This is a genomic window from Pyxidicoccus trucidator (assembly GCF_010894435.1).
Classification (GTDB): domain Bacteria; phylum Myxococcota; class Myxococcia; order Myxococcales; family Myxococcaceae; genus Myxococcus; species Myxococcus trucidator.
The window spans coordinates 435,260-456,737 of record NZ_JAAIXZ010000002.1; the positions used below are offsets into that span (position 1 = coordinate 435,260).

Annotated in this window: 19 protein-coding genes; 7 read left to right on the forward strand and 12 right to left on the reverse strand. The window is 69.2% G+C overall.

The window, feature by feature from the left end; genetic code table 11:
• The first annotated feature begins 82 nt into the window (after window positions 1-82).
• Window positions 83-670, forward strand: coding sequence for a TIGR02265 family protein (locus G4D85_RS08380; protein ID WP_164009817.1), 588 nt, complete (start codon window positions 83-85; stop codon window positions 668-670).
• A 27-nt stretch (window positions 671-697) separates the two neighbouring features.
• On the opposite strand, the gene G4D85_RS08385 is transcribed toward G4D85_RS08380, so the two are convergent.
• From G4D85_RS08385 to G4D85_RS08415, 7 genes are all read right to left on the reverse strand, one after another.
• Window positions 698-1,774, reverse strand: coding sequence for a class I SAM-dependent methyltransferase (locus G4D85_RS08385; RefSeq protein ID WP_164009819.1), 1,077 nt, complete (start codon window positions 1,772-1,774; stop codon window positions 698-700).
• A 19-nt stretch (window positions 1,775-1,793) separates the two neighbouring features.
• On the reverse strand, window positions 1,794-2,990 hold the full coding sequence (locus G4D85_RS08390; RefSeq protein ID WP_164009821.1) for a M23 family metallopeptidase: 1,197 nt from the start codon (window positions 2,988-2,990) through the stop codon (window positions 1,794-1,796).
• Window positions 2,991-3,147: 157 nt separating this feature from the next.
• Window positions 3,148-4,641: a SpoVR family protein gene (locus G4D85_RS08395; RefSeq protein WP_164009823.1), complete on the reverse strand. Its 1,494-nt coding sequence runs from the start codon at window positions 4,639-4,641 to the stop codon at window positions 3,148-3,150.
• 31 nt (window positions 4,642-4,672) lie between these two features.
• Window positions 4,673-5,782, reverse strand: coding sequence for a DUF444 family protein (locus tag G4D85_RS08400; RefSeq protein ID WP_164009825.1), 1,110 nt, complete (start codon window positions 5,780-5,782; stop codon window positions 4,673-4,675).
• 25 nt (window positions 5,783-5,807) lie between these two features.
• The gene (locus G4D85_RS08405; RefSeq protein ID WP_164009827.1) at window positions 5,808-7,871 is read right to left on the reverse strand and encodes a PrkA family serine protein kinase; all 2,064 of its coding nucleotides are present in this window, start codon (window positions 7,869-7,871) and stop codon (window positions 5,808-5,810) included.
• A 341-nt stretch (window positions 7,872-8,212) separates the two neighbouring features.
• Window positions 8,213-9,010 (reverse strand): ABC transporter permease, encoded by a 798-nt coding sequence (locus tag G4D85_RS08410; protein ID WP_164009829.1) that lies wholly within the window; start codon window positions 9,008-9,010, stop codon window positions 8,213-8,215.
• The gene (locus G4D85_RS08415) at window positions 9,007-9,768 is read right to left on the reverse strand and encodes an ABC transporter ATP-binding protein (RefSeq protein ID WP_164009831.1); all 762 of its coding nucleotides are present in this window, start codon (window positions 9,766-9,768) and stop codon (window positions 9,007-9,009) included. The genes G4D85_RS08410 and G4D85_RS08415 overlap by 4 nt, the downstream gene beginning before the upstream one ends.
• Window positions 9,769-9,963: 195 nt before the next feature.
• Here G4D85_RS08415 and G4D85_RS08420 point away from each other — a divergent pair, with 195 nt between their 5' ends.
• The gene (locus tag G4D85_RS08420; protein WP_164009833.1) at window positions 9,964-10,911 is read left to right on the forward strand and encodes a hypothetical protein; all 948 of its coding nucleotides are present in this window, start codon (window positions 9,964-9,966) and stop codon (window positions 10,909-10,911) included.
• A 156-nt stretch (window positions 10,912-11,067) separates the two neighbouring features.
• The gene (locus G4D85_RS08425; RefSeq protein ID WP_205525469.1) at window positions 11,068-12,651 is read left to right on the forward strand and encodes an ArnT family glycosyltransferase; all 1,584 of its coding nucleotides are present in this window, start codon (window positions 11,068-11,070) and stop codon (window positions 12,649-12,651) included.
• A 22-nt stretch (window positions 12,652-12,673) separates the two neighbouring features.
• Here G4D85_RS08425 and ruvX read toward each other — a convergent pair whose 3' ends face one another.
• Window positions 12,674-13,132 (reverse strand): Holliday junction resolvase RuvX, encoded by a 459-nt coding sequence (ruvX, locus tag G4D85_RS08430; protein ID WP_164009837.1) that lies wholly within the window; start codon window positions 13,130-13,132, stop codon window positions 12,674-12,676.
• 191 nt (window positions 13,133-13,323) lie between these two features.
• Here ruvX and G4D85_RS08435 point away from each other — a divergent pair, with 191 nt between their 5' ends.
• Both G4D85_RS08435 and G4D85_RS08440 read left to right on the forward strand, forming a co-directional pair.
• On the forward strand, window positions 13,324-14,769 hold the full coding sequence (locus tag G4D85_RS08435; RefSeq protein WP_164009839.1) for a hypothetical protein: 1,446 nt from the start codon (window positions 13,324-13,326) through the stop codon (window positions 14,767-14,769).
• A 6-nt stretch (window positions 14,770-14,775) separates the two neighbouring features.
• Window positions 14,776-15,297 carry a tetratricopeptide repeat protein gene (locus G4D85_RS08440; protein ID WP_164009841.1) on the forward strand — a complete coding sequence of 174 codons (522 nt, stop codon included), beginning with the start codon at window positions 14,776-14,778 and terminating at the stop codon, window positions 15,295-15,297.
• A gap of 168 nt (window positions 15,298-15,465) precedes the next feature.
• On the opposite strand, the gene G4D85_RS08445 is transcribed toward G4D85_RS08440, so the two are convergent.
• The 4 genes from G4D85_RS08445 to G4D85_RS08460 form a co-directional block, all read right to left on the reverse strand.
• Window positions 15,466-16,659 carry a M48 family metalloprotease gene (locus tag G4D85_RS08445; RefSeq protein ID WP_164009843.1) on the reverse strand — a complete coding sequence of 398 codons (1,194 nt, stop codon included), beginning with the start codon at window positions 16,657-16,659 and terminating at the stop codon, window positions 15,466-15,468.
• A gap of 55 nt (window positions 16,660-16,714) precedes the next feature.
• Window positions 16,715-17,851: a tetratricopeptide repeat protein gene (locus G4D85_RS08450; RefSeq protein WP_164009846.1), complete on the reverse strand. Its 1,137-nt coding sequence runs from the start codon at window positions 17,849-17,851 to the stop codon at window positions 16,715-16,717.
• A gap of 261 nt (window positions 17,852-18,112) precedes the next feature.
• The gene (locus G4D85_RS08455; protein WP_164009847.1) at window positions 18,113-19,228 is read right to left on the reverse strand and encodes an ArsA family ATPase; all 1,116 of its coding nucleotides are present in this window, start codon (window positions 19,226-19,228) and stop codon (window positions 18,113-18,115) included.
• Entirely contained in the window at window positions 19,225-20,139 is a 915-nt protein-coding gene (locus G4D85_RS08460; RefSeq protein WP_164009849.1) for an ArsA family ATPase, read from the reverse strand. Before G4D85_RS08460 ends, G4D85_RS08455 begins: the two co-directional genes overlap by 4 nt.
• 167 nt (window positions 20,140-20,306) lie before the next feature.
• Between G4D85_RS08460 and G4D85_RS08465 the strand changes: the two genes are divergently transcribed.
• Both G4D85_RS08465 and G4D85_RS08470 read left to right on the forward strand, forming a co-directional pair.
• The gene (locus tag G4D85_RS08465) at window positions 20,307-20,615 is read left to right on the forward strand and encodes a hypothetical protein (protein WP_164009851.1); all 309 of its coding nucleotides are present in this window, start codon (window positions 20,307-20,309) and stop codon (window positions 20,613-20,615) included.
• Window positions 20,616-20,646: 31 nt separating this feature from the next.
• Window positions 20,647-21,450, forward strand: a complete 804-nt coding sequence (locus G4D85_RS08470; RefSeq protein WP_164009853.1) for a ParA family protein — start codon at window positions 20,647-20,649, stop codon at window positions 21,448-21,450.
• Window positions 21,451-21,478: the final 28 nt, after the last annotated feature.

Genomic DNA, 21,478 nt, shown 5'->3' on the forward strand with positions numbered 1-21,478 from the left:
CTCCACTGCCGTGTGGGGACTCTGGTACAAGACGCCTGCAAGGTCAGCGGGCCTGCACTCCTCAGCCTGGAGACTCTCCTCGATGCCCAGCGACAAGAGCGAACTTGCCCAGCGGATCGCACTGACGCGCTCCGAGCACACCGTGCGGGGCTTCATCTTCAACTCCCTGCTCGCCCTCGTCTCCGGGCGGGCGGGCAGCGAGGCCACGGCCCGGCTGGCCGAAGAGGTGAGGCTGAAGAGGCCCATCGACTTCTTCTCCTATCCGGCGGTGGACTTCCTGCGCCTGCTCTACGGCGCGGTAGACGTGCTGGAGCCGTACTACGGCTCCCTGGACGACACCTTCCGGGCCTGCGGGGCCGCCACCGTCTCCGGCTTCTTCGAGTCCCACGTGGGCAACACGCTGTCCAAGCTGGTGGGGCGGGGGGACCCGAAGCGGGCCTTCTCCAGCACCTCCACCGTCTACAAGACGCTGGTGAGCTACGGCTCCCACGACTGCGAGCCGCTCGAGGGGCGGCGGGTGAAGATTGTCTTCCGCGGGGACATGCAGCCCATGCTCTTCCACGAGGGCAGCCTGAGGGCCGCGCTGATGGCGGTGGGCGGGGGCCAGCAGAGCACGGTGGAGGGCACCGCCCGCGCGCTGGACCACGCGGAGTTCCTGGTGCGCTGGTAGTCGGCTCCGGGGCGAGGCCCCGGCCGCTCAGTCCCGCCGTCCGGCCCAGAAGAGGTTGGTGCCCGACTCGTCGCAGGTCAGCTCCATGGTGGCCAGCCGCCGCGCCGGGCCGCCCTCGCAGAGCGACTGGAACTCCTCCTGGCTCCGGTGCAGCACGCGCCAGTCCCCCACGTACTCCATGAAGGCCTGCCACGGGTTGGGGTGGTGGAGGTTGGTGAGGAGGACGCGCCCGCCGCGGGCCACCAGGGGCGCGAGGGCGTCCAGGAAGCGCTCGGCGACGTTGCCCTTCAGGTAGTCCAGCAGGCCTGCCACCACGAGGACGTCCTGGCCCTCCGGGTGTCGCAATTGCGACAGCAGCTCCTTGTGGCGCAGCACCTGGTAGGTGGACAGCTGGACGTAGTCCACCGTGGGCGGGGGCGGAAGGCCCGGGCCCGCGCGGCGGGTGAGCACCTGGAACTGGCGGCGGCAGTACTCCAGCGGCGCCGGGTCGAAGTCGCAGAGGGTGAAGTGGCCCGAGGCTCCCGCGGTGGCGTACTCGCGCAGCGTGTGCTCGGGGCCGCAGGCGAAGGACAGCACGCGCAGCGGGCGGCCCAGCTCCCGTTCGTGCTGGCGCAGGTGGCGCAGCAGCCAGGGCGGGCGGGCGCGGTGCGCGCGGGCGGGGCCGCAGTGCAGCGCGTAGCGGGACAGCAGGCGGGCGAAGGTGGAGACGCCCTCGTCCTGCTCGTTGAAGAGCATCTCCACCGTCAGGTAGTCGCCCGGGTAGCCCAGGGGCTTGTCCGCGGCGCGGCGGATGAAGGGGCACTGGAGGAAGAAAGGCTGTACGCGCGCGCGGTGGTGCTCCAGCGCGGCCTCGCGCTCCTCTTCGGAGAACAGGGCGTCCAGCTCCGTCAGCCGCGCGTAGGTGGCGTCCAGCCGCCCGGTGAAGGTGGGGAGGTGGCGCCGCAGCGCGTCCGCCTGCTCGTGTTGGATGGCGCGGCGCTGCTCCGGGTCTCTCGGGTAGCGCGCCAGCCGGTCCGGAAGGCCGTTCAGCAGCTCCTCGTCCAGGGCAAGGAGCTCGGCATGGAGCTGCTCCGACAGCGCGATGAACTCGGCGACGGAGGACATGGGGGGCGCCCCCTTGGGGCTAGGGCTGCGTGGGTGCGACAGGGGCGTTGGCGGCCTGACCGGCCACCGCGGCCACGGACACGGCTTCCATCTGCCCGGACAGCTCCTGCGCCTTCGCCAGGAAGTCCGGGAGCAGCGCCTTGGGCAGCGGGTCGGCGCGGGGGAACTGCTGGTTGAGCGGGTTGGCGTAGCCGCCGTTGCGCTTGAGGCCGAAGTGCAGGTGCGGCCCGGTGGAGCGGCCGGTGTTGCCCGAGTAGGCGATGACCTGCTTCTGCCGCACGCGCGAGCCGGCGCGCACGCCGTCACCGAAGCGCGACAGGTGCATGTACTGCGTCTCGAAGCCGTTGGCGTGGCGGATGACCACCATGTTGCCGGCGGCGCCCGAGTAGCCCGCCTGCGTCACCGTGCCGTCCGCCACCGCCCACACCGGGGTGCCGATGGGGGTGCCGTAGTCCACGCCGTTGTGGGCCTTGAGGTACTTGAGCACCGGGTGGAAGCGCGAGCCGAAGCGGCTGGTGACGTGGGCGTACTTGAGGGGGCTCTTGAGGAAGGTCTTCTTCGCGCTGGCGCCCTCCTCGTTGAAGAAGTTGGGCTGCCCGTCCGGCAGGACGTAGCGGAACACCTTCTTGTTGCCGACGAGGCCGCCCGCGTAGGTGGCCGCCAGCACCTCGCCGTAGCGCAGCACGCGGCCCTTGGAGACGAACTTCTCCACCAGCGCGCGCGCCTGGTCGCCCTTGCGCACGTCGCGGTAGAAGTCGATGTCCCAGGCGAACACGTCCGCCAGCACCATGCCGATGGCCGGGTCCTCGCCCGCGTCGACGGCGGCCTCGTACAGCGAGGTGTTGATGTCCAGCGAGACGACGGAGACCTGCTTCTCCACCTCGATTGCGCGCTTGCTGCCCACGTACTTCTCGCCGTCGCGGCGGACCTGCCACTCGTCCACCAGGCTCTGGCGGTAGTCGAAGAAGTCCAGCTCGCCGTCCCGGATGACGAGCCGGAACTGGTCGCCCACCCGCGACTTGCGGAAGTCGAACACTCCCTCCAGCGCGGAGATGACGGCCGTCACCTGTGCGTCCGGCAGCTGCGCGTCATGCAGCGCCGAGGCGAGCGTCTGGCGGGCCTCGATGCGGCGGTTCTTGATGCTGTAGCGGACGACGGCTTCGGAGCTGGAGGCCACCAGCAGGGCGGCCAGGCAGAGCAGGGGGGCGATTCTCATGGGGCGGGGCGAGTCTAGTGGACGCTCGCGCCCGCGCCCAACAGTCGGCCGGAGAATTCCCGCGCCCGCCTGCCCGGCAGCCCGGGAACCCCCTGGGTAGGGGCTCACCGGGCCGTTTTTCCTGAAGTTGTACCGCGAGGCTGAAGCGCCTGACGGACTAGAGGTCGACCTTCTTCTCCGAGTGGCTCGTCCCGTCGAAGCGGAGCATGGCGCCCTTGTTGTCGTACCGGGTGACGATGTTGACGGGGCGGCGCCACAGGGACTGGAGGTTGCGGAGCGTCTCGCGGGCGTAGTCGCCCTTGAGGTCCTGCCCGTCGTGCTTGTGCGCGAGGAGCAATTCGCCGCGGTTCTCGTGGTTGCCGTCCACCACCTCGATGATGGGCTGGCCGAAGTTGGTGAGGCCCTGGAGGAGCTTGCTCTTCACCTTGCGGAACTCGCGGTCCATGATTTCCCACGAGTTGCGCTTGTCGTTGAAGCCGTACACGAAGAGCTTCTGCTCCATCGCGAACTCGGGCGTCAGGAACGTGTCGATGAAGGTGATGTCGTTGTAGTGCTTGCGGACCTCGAAAATCTTTTCGCGGCCTGCGCCCAGCTTCTTGTCCCAGGAGCGGCGCGCGCGGAGGTCATCGCACTCGTCCCACTCCTTGCCGAACCGGCCCTTGTTCCACCGGTCCTCGATGTCCCGCCACAGCTCGATGCCGAGCTTGTACGGGTTGATGGCCCCGGGGCGCGTCCCCATGGTGCCGGAGTGGTGGTCCGCGTAGTCGATGATTTCATCGTCCCGGAGGGCCCGCCGCGTCATGATGGTGGAGTGCCAGTAGCTGGCCCACCCCTCGTTCATGATTTTCGTCTGGCCCTGGGGCGCGAAGTAGTGGGCCTCGTCGCGGAGGATGGCGAGGATGTCCGACTCCCATGGCTCCAGCGGGGCGTGCTCCAGGAGGAACATCAGCACGTCGCGCTGCGGGCGCTCGGGGAACTTCTTCGCGCGCAGCTTCTCGTCCTCCACGCGCTTGCGCTGCGAGTCCAGGAACTCGGAGGGGTTGATGAAGCCGCGCATGTACTCGCGGCCGACCTTGAAGCCCTCCACGCGCTCGTTGGCCTTGACCTCTTCCTCGGCCTTCTTCGGGTCCGGGTTGCGGCGGATGTGGGGCGCGTGCTGGTCGATGAGATTCTCCAGGCTCAGCGTCCGGTCGATGAAGTCCTCGACCTTCTCCACACCAATCTTGTCCACCCACCTGCGCACCCGGGTGGCGTGGTTGGCCATGTCGTCAATCATCCGGCGGTTGGTGTGCCGGAAGGAGAAGTTGTTCTTGAAGAAGTCGCAGTGCCCGTAGACGTGGGCCATGACGAGCTTCTGGTCCACCTCCGGGTTGCTCTCCATCAAGTAGGCGTAGCAAGGGTCATTGTTGATGACGAGCTCGTAGATCTTGCTGAGCCCGTACTCGTACCCCTTCGCCAGTTGCTCGTACTCCATGCCCCAGCGCCAGTGCGGGTAGCGCGTGGGAAAGCCGCCGTAGGCGGCCACCATGTTCATCTCGTCGTAGGACACCATCTCGAAAATGGTGTCGAAGAAGTCGAGACCGAACTCCTTGGCGTAGCCGTGGATTTCGTCCCTGAGCGCGGCGAGGCGGGGTGTCAGGCTCTTGGGCATGGGCAGTCGCTCCGGTGGCGTGGCGTCCGCGTCAGCGGCCCTTGCCGAGGAAGTCCTTGATGGACGCGTAGATGGCGTCCTTGTCCGCGATTTCGCTCAGCGCGACGTTGGGCGTGTCCCCCACCGCCTCGCGCAGGTCCTTGATGAACTGCCCGCTGCCGTAGGGCGATTCGACCTGGCCGTAGGCGAACTGGTTGACGTTGGGCAGCACGTCGTTGCGCAGCATCTCGATGCACTGGCGCGTGTCGTCCGCGCTCCAGTTGTCACCGTCGCTGAAGTGGAACGGGTAGATGTTCCACGCGCTCTTCGGGTAGTCCGCCGCGATGATGTCGCGGCAGAGCTTGTAGGCGCTGGAGATCATCGTCCCGCCGGACTCGCGGGTGTGGAAGAAGGTGTCCCGGTCCACCTCGCGGGCCACGGCGTCGTGGATGATGTAGCGCGACTCCAGGCCCTTGTACTGGTGGCGCAGCCACGTATCGAGCCAGAAGCTTTCAATCCGGACGATCTCCTTCTGCTCGTCACCCATCGAGCCGGACACGTCCATCATGTAGATGATGACGGCGTTGGTCTCCGGCAGGTTCTGCAGCTTGTAGCTGCGGTAGCGCCGGTCCTCGCGCATGGGGATGATGATGGGCCGGTTCGGGTCATAGGTGCCCGCGGCAATCTGCCGCCGCAGGGCCTGTTTGTAGGTGCGCTTGAAGTGACGCAGCGACTCCGGACCGGTGGTGTTGATGCCGGTGTAGCGGATCTTCTGGGTGACGATCTTCTCGTTGTGCCGCCGCTCGATGTTGGGCAGCTGCAGTTCCTCGCCCAGAATCTGGGCGAGCTCGTCGAGGGTGACATCCACCTCGAGGGCGTGGTCGCCCTCGCCTTGTCCTGCCTGGTGGCCCTCCCCGGGCTCCACGGCCCCGGGGCCGAGCTGCTGACCCACCTCTCCGTCCCCCTGCCCGACACCGCCCTGCTCCTTGTGGCCGTACTTGAAGCGGGGGATGTCGATGAAGGGAATGGGGATGGAGATGGCGTCCTTGCCCTTCTTCCCAAGCATCTCGCCCTTCTGCACGTACTTGCGCAGGTTGGCCTTTATCTTGCCGCGGACGATCTGTTTGAAGCGGGAGTGGTCCTGGTGGATCTTCAAGGTCACGACGGCTCGCCTCTCTCCTGGGGGGTTACTCCTTCGCGTCGCCTCGGGCGAAGATGCTGGCCACGAAGTTGAGGACGTCCGTGGAGCAGATCTCGCAGTAGCCGTAGTTCTTCATCATCCGGTCCTTCACCAGGTCGATCTTCTCCTGGGTCTCCTTGTCGACGACGGAGGAGACGAGGTTCTTGAGCTTGATGCTGTCCTTCTGGTCCTCGAACAGCTTCAGCTCCAGTGACTTGTGGAGCCGCTCATTGGTCCGGTAGTTGAAGGTCTTCCCTTCGACGGCCAGCGCGCCGATGTAGTTCATGATTTCGCGGCGGAAGTCGTCCTTGCGGCTGTCGGGGATGTCGATCTTCTCCTCGATGGAGCGCATGAGGCGCTCATCGGGCTCCTCGTACAGGCCGGTGTACTTGTTCTTGACCTTCTCCTTCTGGGTGTAGGCCTTGATGTTGTCGATGTAGTTGCCGCACAGCTTGCTGATGGCGTCCTCGTCCGCGGAGATGGCGCGCTGGACCTCGTTCTTGACGATGTCCTCGTACTCCTGCTTCACGGAGGTGAGCAGCTCCTTCATGCGCTTGCGGGCGTCCTCGCTGTTGATGAGCGAGTGCGTCTTGAGGCCGGCCTCCAGCTCGTTGAGGACCATGAAGGGGTTGATGCAGCCCTCACCCTTGTCGCTGACCAGGGCGTTGGAGATCTTGTCCTGGATGTAGCGGGCGGAGATGCCCTCCAGGCCCTCGCGGTTGCTCTCCTTGCGCAGCTCCTTGATGTTGTCCTCGGTGAAGTTGGGGAGCGTCTTGCCGTTGTAGAGCTTGAGCTTCTGCAGCAGCGAGAGGTTGTGCTTCTTGGGCTCCTCCAGACGGGTGAGGACGGCCCACATGGCGGCCATCTCCAGCGTGTGGGGGGCGATGTGCTTGCCCTTGATGGCGCGGGAGTTGAAGTCCTTCTCGTAGATCTTCACCTCCTCGGACAGCTTGGTGATGTACGGGATGTCAATCTTCACCGTACGGTCTCGCAAGGCCTCCATGAACTCGTTGTTCTCGAGCTTCTTGTACTCGGGCTCGTTGGTGTGGCCGAGGATGACCTCGTCGATGTCCGTCTGAGGGAACTTTTTCGGCTTGATCTTGTGCTCCTGCGACGCGCCGAGCAGGTCGTAGAGGAAGGCGACGTCGAGCTTGAGCACCTCGACGAACTCGATGATGCCGCGGTTGGCGATGTTGAACTCGCCGTCGAAGTTGAAGGCGCGCGGGTCCGAGTCGGAGCCGTACTCGGCGATCTTCCGGTAGTTGATGTCACCGGTGAGCTCGGTCGAGTCCTGGTTCTTCTCGTCCTTGGGCTGGAAGGTGCCGATGCCGACGCGGTCCTTCTCGCTGAAGACGAGGCGGTTGACGCGGATGTGGTTCATCACCCGGGCGAAGTCGCCCTGGTATTGCGTCATCAGGTCCTTGAAGACGAAGCGGCAGGCAGGGCAGAGCTCGGAGCCGTCCGGAATGGTGTATCCGCTCTCCGGAGGGGAGAGCTCGACGGTGACTTTGGAGCGCCACTCACGAGGGATGAGGTTGAGCGGCTCCTCGTTCATCGGGCACTTCATCTTCTCCTTCACCGAGGTGCCGTCGGGCAGCTTCTTGTCGGTGGTCCAGGAGAAGGTGTAGGCCGCGCCGTCGGGCGTCTTGGAGTAGTCCTCCATGCCCTTCTTGAGGAGGCGGGCGATGGTGGACTTGGAGGAGCCGACGGGGCCGTGGAGGAGGATGACGCGCTTCTCGGTGCCGTAGCCCTGGGCCGCGGACTTGAAGACGTTGACGAGCTTCATCAGCGGTACGTCGAGGCCGAAGATGGCGTCCCTGCCGCCGAACTTCTCGTCACTGAAGAAGTGGTAGCGGATGAGCTTCTTCTTGTTGTCGATGTACTCCGTCTTCCCGTGGCTGAGGATCATGTCGTAGATCCTCTGGAAGGCGGTGCGGGTGACCTTGGGGTTCTTGCGGACGAGCTCGAGGTAGTCCTCGAACGAGCCCTCCCAGGTGAGCTCGGCGTAGGTCTTCGCGTCCTGGAGCGCGGCGATTTTGGAGACCCACGAAACCTTCTCAGCGTCCTTCATGTCTCTCCCTCGGGGCCGCCCCGGTGCGCGGAGGAACCGCGCCGACAGGGGGCTAGAATGGTGAACCTGGAGGGCTGGAATGCCATTCCACAACCACCCGCCGAGGTCCCAGGCACAAACAGCCCTGCTGCCCCTTCGGGACCCCGCCGCGGAGTGGGACCGCGCGTTACGCTCGTGTCGGGGGTTGGACGCCGAAAAAGGGCGCACCCCCTCCACGGGGTGAAAAGGCACTTTGATTATAAGGTGCCTCGCCCACGGGGGTAGGGTCCCCCCTCTGGCGCGAGGGGTATTGAACGCCCGGGCAGTGGATTTCCGTGCGCCCGCCGAGGCCGGACTGTTACCTAGCTGTGGGGCAGCGTGCCCGTTCGTTCCACATGTCGGCGCGCGGCCTGCACGGCCCAGCCGGCAAGTGGCCAGAGGACCGCGCTGAACGCCAGCAAGGCGCCCCAGGTGGGCAGGAGGCGCTCCATCCCGGCGCCCTCCAATGCCGCGGCGCGCAGTCCGTGCAGCGCATGTGTGGCCGGCAGCAGGCGGGCGGCCATGCGGAGCGCTTCGGGCAGCACGTCCACTGGATAGAGCACACCGGCGAACAGATAGCTGAGCATGTCGAGCGCGTAGGCGAACGGGTCTCCGCGCTTGAAGACGAGGACGAAGGCGGCGGACAGCAGGCCCAGCGCGCTGAAGGCGAGCACGCTGAGCACGAGCGTCACGCCGAACGTCAGCGGGTGCACGGAGAGCCGGGCGCCGAAGAAGAGCGAGCCGCCCAGCAGCAGCCCGCCCGCGCGCACCAGCGAGCCCGCCACGGTGCCGGAGGCCATCAGCGCGACGACGTGAAAAGTGGAGAGGGGCGCGGCGAGCAGGGGCTCCAGCGAGCCGTCGTTCTGGGCGGCGCGCACCGCGTTGCCGAAGCCGCGCTGCAGGCTGCGCAGGAGGGTGGCGGTGGACAGGCCCACGAGGGCGAACGAGAAGTAGTCCGCGCCATACCGGCCGCGCACGGCGGGGGCTTCCCCCACGGTGCGGGCAAGGAAGTAGAAGAGCGTCAGGGTGAACAGCCCGCCTGCCACCAGGAGCAGCCCGTTGAGCCGGTAGGCGGTGGCGATTTCGAGGTCGCGCCGGAGGAAGGCGAGCAGGCGCCTCATGCGTCCTCCTCGGCGCTCGCCGCGAAGACGGCGTCGGCGGCGGAGCGCACGTCCGCGAAGGCGCCCGAGGCGGCGATGCGCCCGGCGTCGAGCAGGAGGACGCGGTGGGCCACGGCCTGGACCTCGGCCAGGTCATGGCTGGCGAAGAGGACGGCGGCGCCGCGCGAGGCCGCATCGGCCAGGACGCGGCTGCGCACGCGGCGGGCGGCGCCGGGGTCCAGCGAGCGCGTCACCTCGTCCAGCAGCAGCACACGCGGGCGGTGGAGCAGGGCACGCATCAGCACCACGCGGGCCTTCTCTCCGCTGGAGAGGGTGCGCGTCTCGCGGTCCAGGAGGCGGCGGGCCTCCAGCGTGTGGGCCAGCTCGTCGATGCGTGCGTCCACCTCGCGGGAGGGCACGTCGTAGAGCGCGGCGTAGAAGCGCAGGTTCTGGCGGGCGGTGAGGCGCGGGGCGAGTCCGCGGTCATCGCTGAGCGCGGCGCCGACGTGACGGCGGACTTCCGGCCTGTCCCGCACCACGTCGCGCGAGGCCACCCGGGCGGTGCCCGCGTCGGGGAGCAGGAGGCCACAGAGGATGCGCAGCAGGGTGGACTTGCCGGCGCCGTTGGGGCCTATGAGCGCGACGACTTCGCCGGCATCCACGTGGAAGGAGACGCCGCGCAGGGCCGGACGTGAGGAGGACGCGCGCCCGCGCAGTCGCGCCCAGACTCCGGGCGGCGGGTACGTCTTCTCCAGGGCAGCGACCTCGACCTCCGGCATGGGCGGCCATTGGAGCCGAAATCGCGCACGGTGTCTCCGGCGGTGGACGCGGGTGTCGTCGGGAGCCAGCAGGGAGTCGGAATCCTGCACGGTGTCCACGGCGCTGGACGGCGTTGGGGCCGTGCTGCGTCGGGACGCGGGTGAGCACGGCGTGTGCATCGGGCCCGGACGTCACCCGACCCAGGGAGTCGAGTCGTGTCCGCCTTGCTTGCCGCGTCATGTCTGCTGGGCTCATTGCTTCAGGGCCTCTCACCCTCCACCGCCGAGGATGTGGTCGCCACGGTGCTGCTGGACGCAGGCGCGGAGCCACGCAGGGCGCTGAGGTTGGTGCACCGGCCGGGCTGGGCGCAGCGGGCGCGACTGTCGGTGGCCTCGGAGGTGGACACCGTGTCGGGAGCCGGCCCGGAAGGTGAGCTGCGCACCGAGTACGGCCCCGAGGTGGTGGTGCCGCTCCGCCTGTCGCTGCCGGTGACGGGCGCGGTGGACGACAGCGCGAGGTATCGACTGGGCCCGGGCCGTCTCGTGCCACCGGACCCGTGGGCGATACCGGGGGAGGCCCGCTATCGGCTGCGCGTGGGTCGCCCGGAGGTGCGCGCCGTGGACGAGGACGGCATGGAGGCCGCGCTCGCTCTGGCCGAGGCCCTGGGGGCGCTGAGCGGACGGGACGGGGAGGCCGTGCTGTCAGGGACGGGAGCGCTCGTGGAGGCGTGGCTGGACCTGCGCGGGGGCGTGTCCTCGCAATTGGTGTCGCAGGTGCGGGCGGCGCTGTCATCGCACTGGCTGGCCACGCCGCCATTTCCCGAGGAGCCGGTGGGGCCGGGCGCGCGCTGGACGGTGGCCCGGGCCCATGAGCCGGGTTCGCTGTCCGTCATCACCTACGAGCTGCTGGAGCTTCGCGGCTTCCGGGGGCGGGTGCGGTTCGAGTTCCAAGCCCGGACGCCCGGAGGCTCGCGGGAGCCGGTGGCGGAGGGCGAGCTGCGCTTCGACCTGCGCCGTCCCCTGCCCGAGCGGCTGGAGGTCGTCTTCACGTCTCGCACACCTCGGGGACGAGGAGGGAGCGTGGTGCGGCGCACCCGGGTGACGCTGGAGGCCGGCGGGTTGCAGCCACTGTCGCGGAGAGTACGGGTGGCGGTTCCCCCGTGAGGTGGGCGGTAGGGGCACCGATGGTTGCGGTTCCAGGGAAAACCGGTACGGGAGAGCGCAGCTTCGCGGTGGGTGAAGCCCGGGACGCCCTGCAAGCAGGGGAGCAGGGGTCGCTGGCTTGGCTTTGGCCCCTGCCTGCGTATCCTCCCGCGCGTCATGGCGACCGCCCCCTCCCCCCTGTCCGTTCAGCCGTCCCACACGCCGAATCTCTCGGCGGTGCCCGCCCTCGTACCCGAGCCGAGCACCCGGCTCCTCATCGGGCTGCTGCTGGTGGCGGCGCTGGTACCGCGCCTGCTGGTGTTCGTCGTCAACGAGAACCTCTACGGCGACGCGGTGGTGCGCACGGAGCTGGCGGAGCGCTGGCTGCGAGAGCCGCACGTGATTACCGCGTACGGCGATGGTGCCTTCCAGTTCGGCCCGCTGCACATGTACCTGGTGGGCGCGGCGCTGTCGGTGATGGACCGCGAGGTGGCGGGCCGCGCGGTGAGCCTCCTGTTCGGCGTGCTGTCGGTGATTCCGCTGTTCGCGCTGACACGGAGGCTGTTCGGCTGGCGCGCGGGCGTGGCGGCCGGGCTGGCCTTCTCCGCCTGGGGCATGCACCTCCAGTTCTCCACCACCGCGGGCAGCGAGGCGGTGTCGCTCTTCTTCATGCTGGCCGCCTTCGCGCTGTACGCGGAGGGCGTGGAGGAGAATCGCTTCGCGCCCCTGTTCCAGGCGGCGCTGATGCTCAACCTCGCCTGCGCGCTGCGCTACGACGCGTGGATGTACATCCCGCTGCTCACGCTGGCGCTGTGCTTCAGCAGCGAGGACAAGGTGGCGGCGCTGACGCGCGCAGTGGGCTTCGGGCTGACGTGCCTGCCGTTCCCCCTGCTGTGGATGCAGGGCAACGAGCTGATGCACGGGGACCCGTTCTTCCCGGTGAAGGCGGTGGAGGACTTCCACCGCAGCTGGGTGCTGTCCTCGGCGGGCTCGGGCCCGGCCATCGGCTGGCGCCTGCAGCAACTCGGGTTCTGGCCCGGCATCGCGCTCCTCACCCTGTCTCCGGGCGTGGCGGTGCTGGGGATGTTGGGCATGGTGAAGGCCTGGCGCTCGCGGCCGGACACGCGCTGGCTGGTGGCGGCGGCGGTGGTGCCCGCCGTGTACTTCACCTTCCGCGCGGCGGTGCTGATGACCTTCGTGCCGCTGGGGCGCTTCACGGTGACGCAGATCGCCGTGGTGCCCGTCTTCATGGCGCTCGGCTTCGCGGCGCTGGTGGGGCAGCGTGGCGCTGGCGCGCGTAAGGCGCTGGCGGGCGTGACGGCGGTGCTGGCCGTGGCGGTGCCGGTGGCCATGGGCCTCTACACCTTCCGCGCTGACGGTCGCCTGCAGAACTCGATGCGCCCGGTGAGCCCCACGTCCACGAACCCCGTGGCGGTGATGCAGGTGGCGGACTTCGTGAAGGCGGAGGTGGCCGGCAAGGGTGGCGCGGTGGCCATCGATGACGACCCCAGCTACATGGACCTGCAGATTGCCTTCTTCTCCGGGCTGCCCGAGGAGCGGATGGCGCGCGTGCGCTGGGACACCTTCCGCAAGCTCATGCAGGAGACGCAGCCGGAGGTGCTGGTGCGCTTCGACCAGGGCTCGCTGGTGAAGGACCCCGGCGTGAAGCTGGAGGGCCGCGTCCTGGTGCTGGACGGCGTCACCTTCGAGGAGCTCGACGGCTTCTCGGCGCCGCTGCACGTGTACCGGCGCCGCCCGTAGGCGGCGGGTGCCGGGGGCCTGCTCAGGCCTCCGGGTCGTAGTCGTCGTCCGCGTGGTAGGCGGAATCAGCCGGGCGGTGGGCGTCGAGCCAGCCCTGGAGGATGAACTGCGCGGCCACCTGGTCGATGACCTCGCGGCGGCGGGCGCGGCTGACGTCCGCCTCCAGCAGGGTGCGCGTGGCGGCCACGGTGGACAGCCGCTCGTCCCAGAGCTCGACGGGGACTCCCAGCGCGGAGCCCAGCGTGTCCGCGAACTTCCGTGAGGCCTCCGCGCGGGGGCCCTCGCTGCCATCCATGTTCAGCGGGAAGCCCAGCACCACGCGGCTCACCTCGTGCTCCCGCGCGAGGTTCGCGAGCGCGGCGAGGTCCGCCTTCAGTGAGGTGCGCCGCACGGTGGTGACACCCTGGGCGGTCAGCCCCAGTCCGTCCGAGACGGCCACTCCGATGGTCTTGGTGCCCAGGTCCAGGCCCATGGTCCGCATGGCGGCGGGACATTAGCCCCAATCCCCCGCCGTGGACCGCCCCGTCCGCGTCCGGGGACGTGTCCGGACGGGGGGACGGGCCAACCCATGGATTTCGCTGGAGGAAGGGAGGGACGGCCGACGGCACCGGCGCTGCAAACCGGACAGTGACAGCGCGGCGTCACATCCAACCCCGCCGCGCCAGAGGGCTCATGCTCGACTTCCTCAAAGGTGCGGCCAACCTGCTGGCCGGTCCCATGTCCGCGGCGGTGGACTTCGCGGGCAACGCGCTGGGACTGCCACCACTCATCACCAACTCCATCAAGGCCGCGACGGGGGCCGCGACGGGCAACGTCATGATGGCGGCCAGCGGCGCCATGGGCGTGGCCCAGGAGCTCTCCAAGAACCCCGCGGCGAAGACGGAGTACCGGCCGCCCTCCGGAGGAGACTCCAAGGTGGGGGACGGTTATGCGTCCTCCGCGTCCATCCTCGCCCCGGGCAGCAGCCCGCTGGACCCGAAGATGCTCGGCTACGCGGACTCGCTGCGGGTGCTGGAGGCGAACTTCGACCAGCTCGACTTCCTGGACGGGAAGAAGAACGGCTCGTTGACGAAGAAGGACCTGGAGCGCATCTCCAGCGACTCCAGCCTGTCACCGCAGCTGCGCAACGCGGCCCGCTTCATGCTGGAGAACAAGGCGCTGTTCGAGCGGCTCGACAACCGGGGCCCGTTTTCGAATCTGGGCTTCCTGGGCATGCTGGGAGACAACGACCGCTTCAAGGCGTCGGACCTGCGCGGCGAGCTGCGGCGGGTGGAGGGGGAGTTCGCTCGCTACGGCCGTCCCGAGCGTCCCGGCAGTGGCGTGCCCGGCCCGGGAACGACGCCGCCGGGCCCGGGAACGACGCCGACTCCGGGGACGGGCGGGACGCCTGGCTGCGACAGCCCCACGCCCACCACGCCGGTGCCGGCTCCCTCGGGTGGCACGCTGGACCCGGACTTCCGCGAGTACCGCGACGCGCTGTCGGTGCTGAGCCAGAACTGGGACACCTTCGACTCGGCGGTGGGGGCGAAGGACAACCTGCTGACGCGCGACAACCTGGCCGCCATCCTGAACAACCCGGCAACGTCGGCGACGCTGAAGCGGGCCGCGCAGTTCTTCAAGGACCACCCCGAGTACTTCGACCGGCTGGAGATGGCGGCGGGCGTGGGAGGGAGGGACGGCATCGTGGGTCGGCCGGACGTGACGGCGGCGCTGCGTCAGGCGGACTCGGTGCTGGGCTCGTCGGGGACGCAGCCCTCCACGGGCGGGAGCCGGCCGGTGGGCGGCGGCGTGAGCGTGAAGGGCATCCTCGACAACCCGAACATGAGCGTCGAGGACAAGATTCAAGCCATCCTCATGTCCATCTCGCAGGACACGGACGATGAGCTGCTCGGCGTGCTGAACGAGATGGCGAGCGCTCGTGACGAGCAGGCCACGCTGGGCACCGGCGACGCGGACAAGAAGAGGGCCGCGAAGCTGGATACCAGCATGCAGGAGCTGAACCTGCGCCTCCAGAAGCTGATGGAGAAGCGCAAGTCCATGTTCGACCTGATGAGCAACATGTCCTCGAAGTTCCACGAGATGGCGAAGACGGCCATCTCCAACCTGCGGAGCGCGTGAGCCGCCATGGCACGCATCATCAGACACGAGGGAGCAACGGCCATGCAGATGCAGAGTGGAGCGGTGACGCGACTGAAGGCCTTCGCCCGGGGCGAGGCGACTTGGGCGGAGGTGGAGGGGATGACCTTCGAGGAGGCGAAGGCGATTGCGCAGGTGGGGTGTGACCTGGCGGCGGCCGGGAGGCTGGAGGAGGCGCGCATCCTCTTCGAGGGGCTGGTGGAGGGGAACCCGAAGGACACGGCGGCGCGGTCGGCGCTGGGCACCGTGTACCAGAAGCTGGGACGGCTGGAGGAGGCGGTCGCCGAGTACAGCGCCGCGCTGGAGCGGGAGCCCGGCAACCCGGTGGCGCTGGCGAACCGCGGTGAGCTCTACCTGCGCAAGGGAGAGCGGCAGGGGTTCACGGACCTGGCCAACGCGGTGGAGGCGGACCCGCACGGGGAGACGGCGGCGGGGCGCCGGGCGCGGGCGCTGGTGAAGGCCATCACCCTGGTGGCGGTGGAGAAACTGAAGGAGGACTCGCAGCCGTAGGGCGAGAGGGAAAGGGAGGCGTGCCGCCGGGACGACGGGGAGCGGTCCGGTGGCGGCTGTCGGTGGGTGGGCTCGTGAGGGCGGGGACGGAGGTCGCGGGGAGCCCACCTGCCGGCCGCTTTTTTCAGGATTGAATCGGAGCCCGTGCGGCCCCGCGTCCGGGTGTCCTCACGGAGGAGGGAGCGCGGCGAGTCGCTCGCCAATCGGCGGGTGGCTCATGCCCTTGAGTACGACCCAGCGCGGGGGCTCGGGGTCCATCTTGTTCACCCGGGCCGCCTTCACCAGCATGCGGCGGAAGGACTCCACGTCGCCGGTGAGGCGCAGGGCATACCGGTCGGCCTCGCGCTCCCCCTCGCGCGAGAAGGCCCCGGCCACGGGGTTGCCCAGCAGGGAGACGCAGGAGAAGAGCAGCCAGAGGAGCGGCAGGGTGCGGATGTCCGCGAACCGCGTGGTGCCGAACCAGCCCCGGGCCGCGGACACGCGCAGCAGCCGGTCGATGGTGAAGAGCAGGGCCAGCAGCACGAACGAAGAGGCGATGCGGCCCGGCCACTTCGGCTCGTGGACGTGGCCTGCTTCATGGGCCACGGCGGCGAGGACCTCCTCCGCGGAGAGCTCCTTGAGGATGACGTCGTTGAGGACGATGGTGCGCGTGGGGCCCTGGCCGGCGAAGTACGCCTGGACCCTGCGCGACGCGACGGAGGTCTCCTCCACCATGACGTCGGCGAAGGGAATGCTGGCCTGCTCCATCATCGCCGTCATCCGCGTGCGCAGCGGGCCCGCGGGCAGCGGCTTCTGGTCGAAGTAGAGGAGGTCCCGGTACGGGTCCAGGACCGAGGAGCCGAGCATCATCAGCGCGACGGGCACGCCCAGCACCAGCCACCAGTGCCGCACCCTGCGGGCCAGCCCGTACACGCCGATGACGAGCGCGGCGACGCAGATGGCGGCCACGAGGTGGCCCTTGAGCAAATCCCAGGCGTACGCGCCCGGGGTGTAGTTGGACAGGCCGTGCCGGTGCTCCAGCGTGTAGGTGAACCAGACGTCCACCGGCGTGTAGACGAGCTTGATGAACAGGTCCGTGGCGAGCGCGAAGAGCACCGCGGCGCCCCAGCCAGGCTCACCCCACAGCCGCTCCATGGCGCGGAAGAAGGCGCGGCTGACGGGGGCCGTGCGCAGGAAGCCGAGCCGCCGCTCCAGTCCGGCGGTGGCCGCCGTGGCCGCGCGGTACAGCGGGTGGACGAGGAAGCGAAGCTGCAGCACCATCAGGGCCAGCAGCGCGAACGGGTCCACCGCGGCCCGGATGTAATAGGGCAGGTGGTAGGCGTGGATGTCCGCGAGCTGCTCGGCGGTGAAGAGAGGCTCCATGGGGGAGCCCCAGGCTATGCCGCGCAGCCCCCGGGTGCCCAGCCGGGGGTGGAGCTCAGGAGTGCGGCTCGGCGTCCGTGGCGGGCGGGGCGGGGGAGGGGTCCGCCTCGGCGTCCGCCAGCAGCAGGGCCTTCACCTTGGCGAGGCTCTCACGGGTGCGGTCCACGAAGGCGCTCTGCGAGCCGATGCGCTCGGCCGTCTCCAGCGTGCGCTCGTAGATGTTGATGGACTTGGTGAGCAGCACGCGAATCTTCTTCCGCAGCTCCTGGCGGTAGACCTCGGCCTCGGCGGCGTCCAGCTCGGACGGGGCAGGCGAGTTCACCATGTGCTCGTAGAGATTCTCGTACAGGGCGCCAATCTGCGCGCCGGCGGCGGTGGCCCAGTAGCCGTTGCCCACGCGGATGGAGCGCAGGTAGTGGCCCTGCGCGGACAGCAGCAGCTCCGCCTTGTAGTTGAGGTCCTCCGCGAGCTTGTCGCTGCCCTTCACCGGGTCCAGCTTCACGTTGTCGTAGTGGAGCCGGAAGACTTCCCCGACGAAGAAGTGGGCCTGGGCCGGGAAGTAGTCGTCCACCTCGTCCTTGTCGGACAGCGCGTCGTAGGTGGAGAGCGCCTTGCGCAGCGTCTTCTCCGCCTCCTCGCTGCGGCCGGCCTCCAGCTGGCAGACGCCCTGCTGCACCTGGGCCTCCAGGCGCCGGTTGACGGGGAGGTCCTCGCGCGCGGAGATGACGCCCAGCAGGGCGACGGCCTCGTCGTAGCGCTCCAGGTGGTAGTGCGTCTCCGCCACGCGGAACGCCGCGTCCAGCGCATCGCCCTGGCCCTTGGCGGGGTCCGCGAGCTCGGAGAAGCGGTGCCCGGCCTCCTCCCACTCCTTGAGGCGCTGGTGCGCGAGGCCCGCGTTGTAGAGGGCCGCGCGGCGGTGGCGGCTGTCCGGGTGGAAGTCCGCGAGCCGCCCGAAGTAGCGCGCCGCCTGCTTGAAGTCATTGGCCGCGAAGGCCGAGGTGCCGCCCGCGAAGAGCTCCTCGTCGTTGAGCTTGTCCAGCTCCAGGTCCGCCGTCACCGTCACCGCGTCGAACTCGAGCTCCTGCTTCGGAGCCGTGCCCTGTCCGTCGGCGCGCGCGGCCGAGCCCGTCGTCCTGCACCCGGACACCGCCAGCCCCAGCGCCGCGACCCACCACCACCGACTGACCGACATGTGCGCCCGCTCTCTCCGAATCACGAAATGCGTCCTCCTGGACCGGACGACCGGCCACCCTCCCGGACATCGCGGAGGCCCGGGGAGTTCCCACCTCCAAAGGTGGGCGTGCCCGGCGCCCTCTTTCGAGGGGTGGGCGCGCCCAGCTTAATGCGGCTCCACCGCCCGCGCTTCCCCGGCCGCCTGCCCTCCGGACGGGAACGGTGAAGAAGTCCGGCCAGCCTGCATCCGGGCCCGGGCGGGGCAGGGAAGCGGGCGACCTCAGGCGATGGTGTCGTCGCCCAGCAGGTAGCGGCCGGTGCGCCACAGGGCGGTGATGTCGTGCACGTCCAGCTCGAAGCGGGGCACCTGGATGATGGGGACGCCCGGGCAGGCGGCCTGGAGCTGGGAGATGCCCGCCGAGTCCTGCTCGGCGAGGACCTGGAGCTCGCGCAGCGTCTCCTCCACCTTGGCGCGGCGGGTGGGCGTCAGCGTGGCCGCGTCCGTCCACAGCGCCTCGGGCGGCATGGGGTGCACGCGGTTGACCACCAGCGCCACCACCTCCATCCGGTGCTGCTTGAGCAGGGTGTGGAAGTGGATGGCCTCGTCCATGCGCTCCGGGTGGGGGCTCGTCACCAGCACGAAGCCGGTGCTCGGGTCCTCCAGCAGCTGGCGCACGCCGCGGGCGCGCTCGCGGAAGCCCTCGTTCATCGAGGAGAGGGCGAGCATGAAGTTGGACAGCTCCTGCAGCATCTCCGTGCCGGTGAACTTCGCCAGCGCCCGCATGACGTAGCCGCTGCGGTTGAACAGCGACATGCCCAGCTTGCCGGCCTTCAGCGCGGGATTGAGCAGCCACTTCGCCGCCTCGTTGTCGAGGAAGTCCAGCACGCGGTTGGGCGCGTTCAGGAAGTCCAGCGCGTGCGCGGTGGGGGGCGTGTCCAGGACGATGAGCTCGTGGGCGTTGCGGCGGCGCAGCTCCCACAGCTTCTCCATGGAGATGTACTCCTGGCTGCCCGCCAGGGCCGTGGAGAGGGACTGGTAGAAGCGGTTGGAGAGGATGCGCTCTCGCTGGTCCGGCGGGGCGACGCGGGTAATCAGGTCGTCCCACGTCTGCTTCATGTCCAGCATCATCGCGTACAGCTCCGCGCGGGGCTTGATGCCGAGCGGCTCCAGCGCGGTGGCGGGGACGCGCGTCTCCGTGTTGCCCAGGCCGGTGAGGCCCAGCGAGTTGGCCAGCCGCTTCGCCGGGTCGATGGTGCACACCAGGCTGGTGCGCCCGTCCGCCGCGGCGCGCAGGGCCAGCGCGGCGGCCGCCGTCGTCTTGCCCACGCCTCCCGAGCCCACGCAGATGAGGACGCGCTTGCCCGAGAGCGCGGAAGCCAGGGCCGTCGTACTCACATCTCCCCCGTCACCATCGGTTCGAGGTGCCCCATGACCTGCTCAATCGCGTCGCGTCCGAACTCGGGCGTGAACAGGCGGGGCACCGTGAAGAGCGGGGCGTGCAGGTTGCGCTCCAGCTTCGTCCCCGCGAGCACCGCCTGCGCCGCCCGGTCATGGTGCGCCTTGGCCACGCCGTGCAATTCCGGGTGGCCCAGCAGCGCCTCCAGGTCCGCCTCCGTGAAGCGCTCCGGGAAGGCCTGGTTGAGCACCGCCGCCTGCGTGCGGATGTTCACCTTGTCACGCAGCGCCGCGTGCAGCTCCAGCGCCTCGTTCACCGGCATCTCCTCCGGCAACGCCACCAGCACCATCGCCGTCACCGCCGGGTCCACGAGCAAATCCCGCATCTTCTGCGCCTCGCGGGACATGGGCCCCGGGGGCACCGTCTGCACCAGCACCTGCGGCACGCTGAGGAAGGAGATGGCGTGTCCGGTGGCCGGCGCGTCCATGACGATGGTGTCGAAGCGCGGGCGCCCGTCCGGCCCCTTTTCCTGCAGGTGGTACATGATCTTCCCGAGCAGGACGAGCTCCTGCAGGGAAGGGATGAAGCGCAGGAAGTAGCGCACCAGCCGGTTCTCGAAGACCGTCTTGTAGAGGGTCTCGAAGCGCAGAACCATGAGGCCGTACTCGCGCATGGCCTCCTGGGGGCGCACGTCCACGGCCCAGAGGTTCTCCTCCAGCATCGTGACTTCGGGGCCCGCGGCGGGGCGCTCCAGGAAGCGGCTGACGCGCTCCTGGGTGTTCACCTCGCAGACGAGCGTCTTGCGTCCCGCGCGCGCTGAGGCAAGGGCGAGGGCCGCGGCAATGGTGCTCTTGCCGACTCCGCCCTTGCCGGAGACGATCCACAGACGCTTGTCGAGAAGTCCGGCCATAGAATGAGAGCGGCGAACCGTAGGAATCGCGTCTCCAGGAGTCAACGCGTTTGGCCACGTGTTGTTGCGCTGCTTGACACGTCGCGTTGGCACCTCACAGAGTGCGGCGTCTTTTTCCTGACTTCCTGAGGCCGAGGCAGGCCTCGCGCGCGAGGACGCGCTTTCCCATGCTCAAGAACAACCCGGTGATGAAGAAGCTCGTGGAGACGGGCGAGGAGCGGATTGGCAAGCTGGCGCAGCAGCTGCTGTCGAACGAGAAGTTCGTGGCGACGGTGCAGACGCTGGTGTCGCGCTCGCTGGCGGCGAAGGGCACGCTGGACAGCGCGCTGCGCTCGACCCTGTCGGCCATGAACCTGCCGTCCACGGGAGACCTGGAGCAGCTGCGCTCGAAGGTGGATGACCTGGAGCGGCTGCTGGCCTCCGTCGAGGGCAAGGTGGACACGCTGGTGGCGGCGAAGACGTCGCCGAAGAAGTAGCCACCCTCGCGGCGGCTGAGGAGTCCCGGCCATGCGGCGCATCGCGTTCATCAACGAGAAGGGCGGCACCTGCAAGACGACGCTGGCGGTGAACACCGCCGCGTGGCTGGTGCGGGAGCGGGGCCTGCGCGTGCTGCTGGTGGACCTGGACACGCAGGGCCACGCGGGCAAGGTGCTGGGCGTGGACGTGCGCACGCTGCCGCGCAACGTCTTCCACCTGCTGACGGACGAGGCGGTGCGCTTCGAGGACGTCGTCCAGCACTCGGCGACCGAGGGGCTGGACGTGCTGCCCGCGTACAAGGAGATGGCGGACTTCCCGGTGGTGGTGGCCGGCGACGCACGCAAGGCCTGGCGGCTGGCGGACCGGCTGCGCGCGGCGGAAGCGGCGGGCTACGACGCCATCGTCTTCGACGCGCCCCCGTCCATGGGGCTCACCACGCGCAACATCCTCGTGGCCTCCACGGAGGTGGTGGTGCCGGTGGCGCTGACGTACCTGTCGCTGGATGGCTGCGCCGAGGTGGCGGACACGGTGCGGCAGGTGGGCGAGGCGGAGGGGCGGCCGGAGCTGCGCGTTACCAAGGTGGTGCCCACGCTGTACCGGAAGACGGCGCTGGCCACGGCGATTCTCGAGCGCCTGAAGGCCTACTTCCCGGACGCGCTGGCGGCCACGCCGCTGGGCTACGACGTCAAGGTGGACGAGGCCCAGAGCCACGGGAAGACCATCTGGGAGTACGCGCCGAAGAGCCGGGGCGCGCAGATGCTGGCGGCCATCGCCGCGGAGCTTCACGGCGGCCCGGCCCCCAGGAAGCGGAGGCGGGCGCCGGAGGTGGCGTAGGGCGCGGCCGGCGACGGCTCGCGCCCCG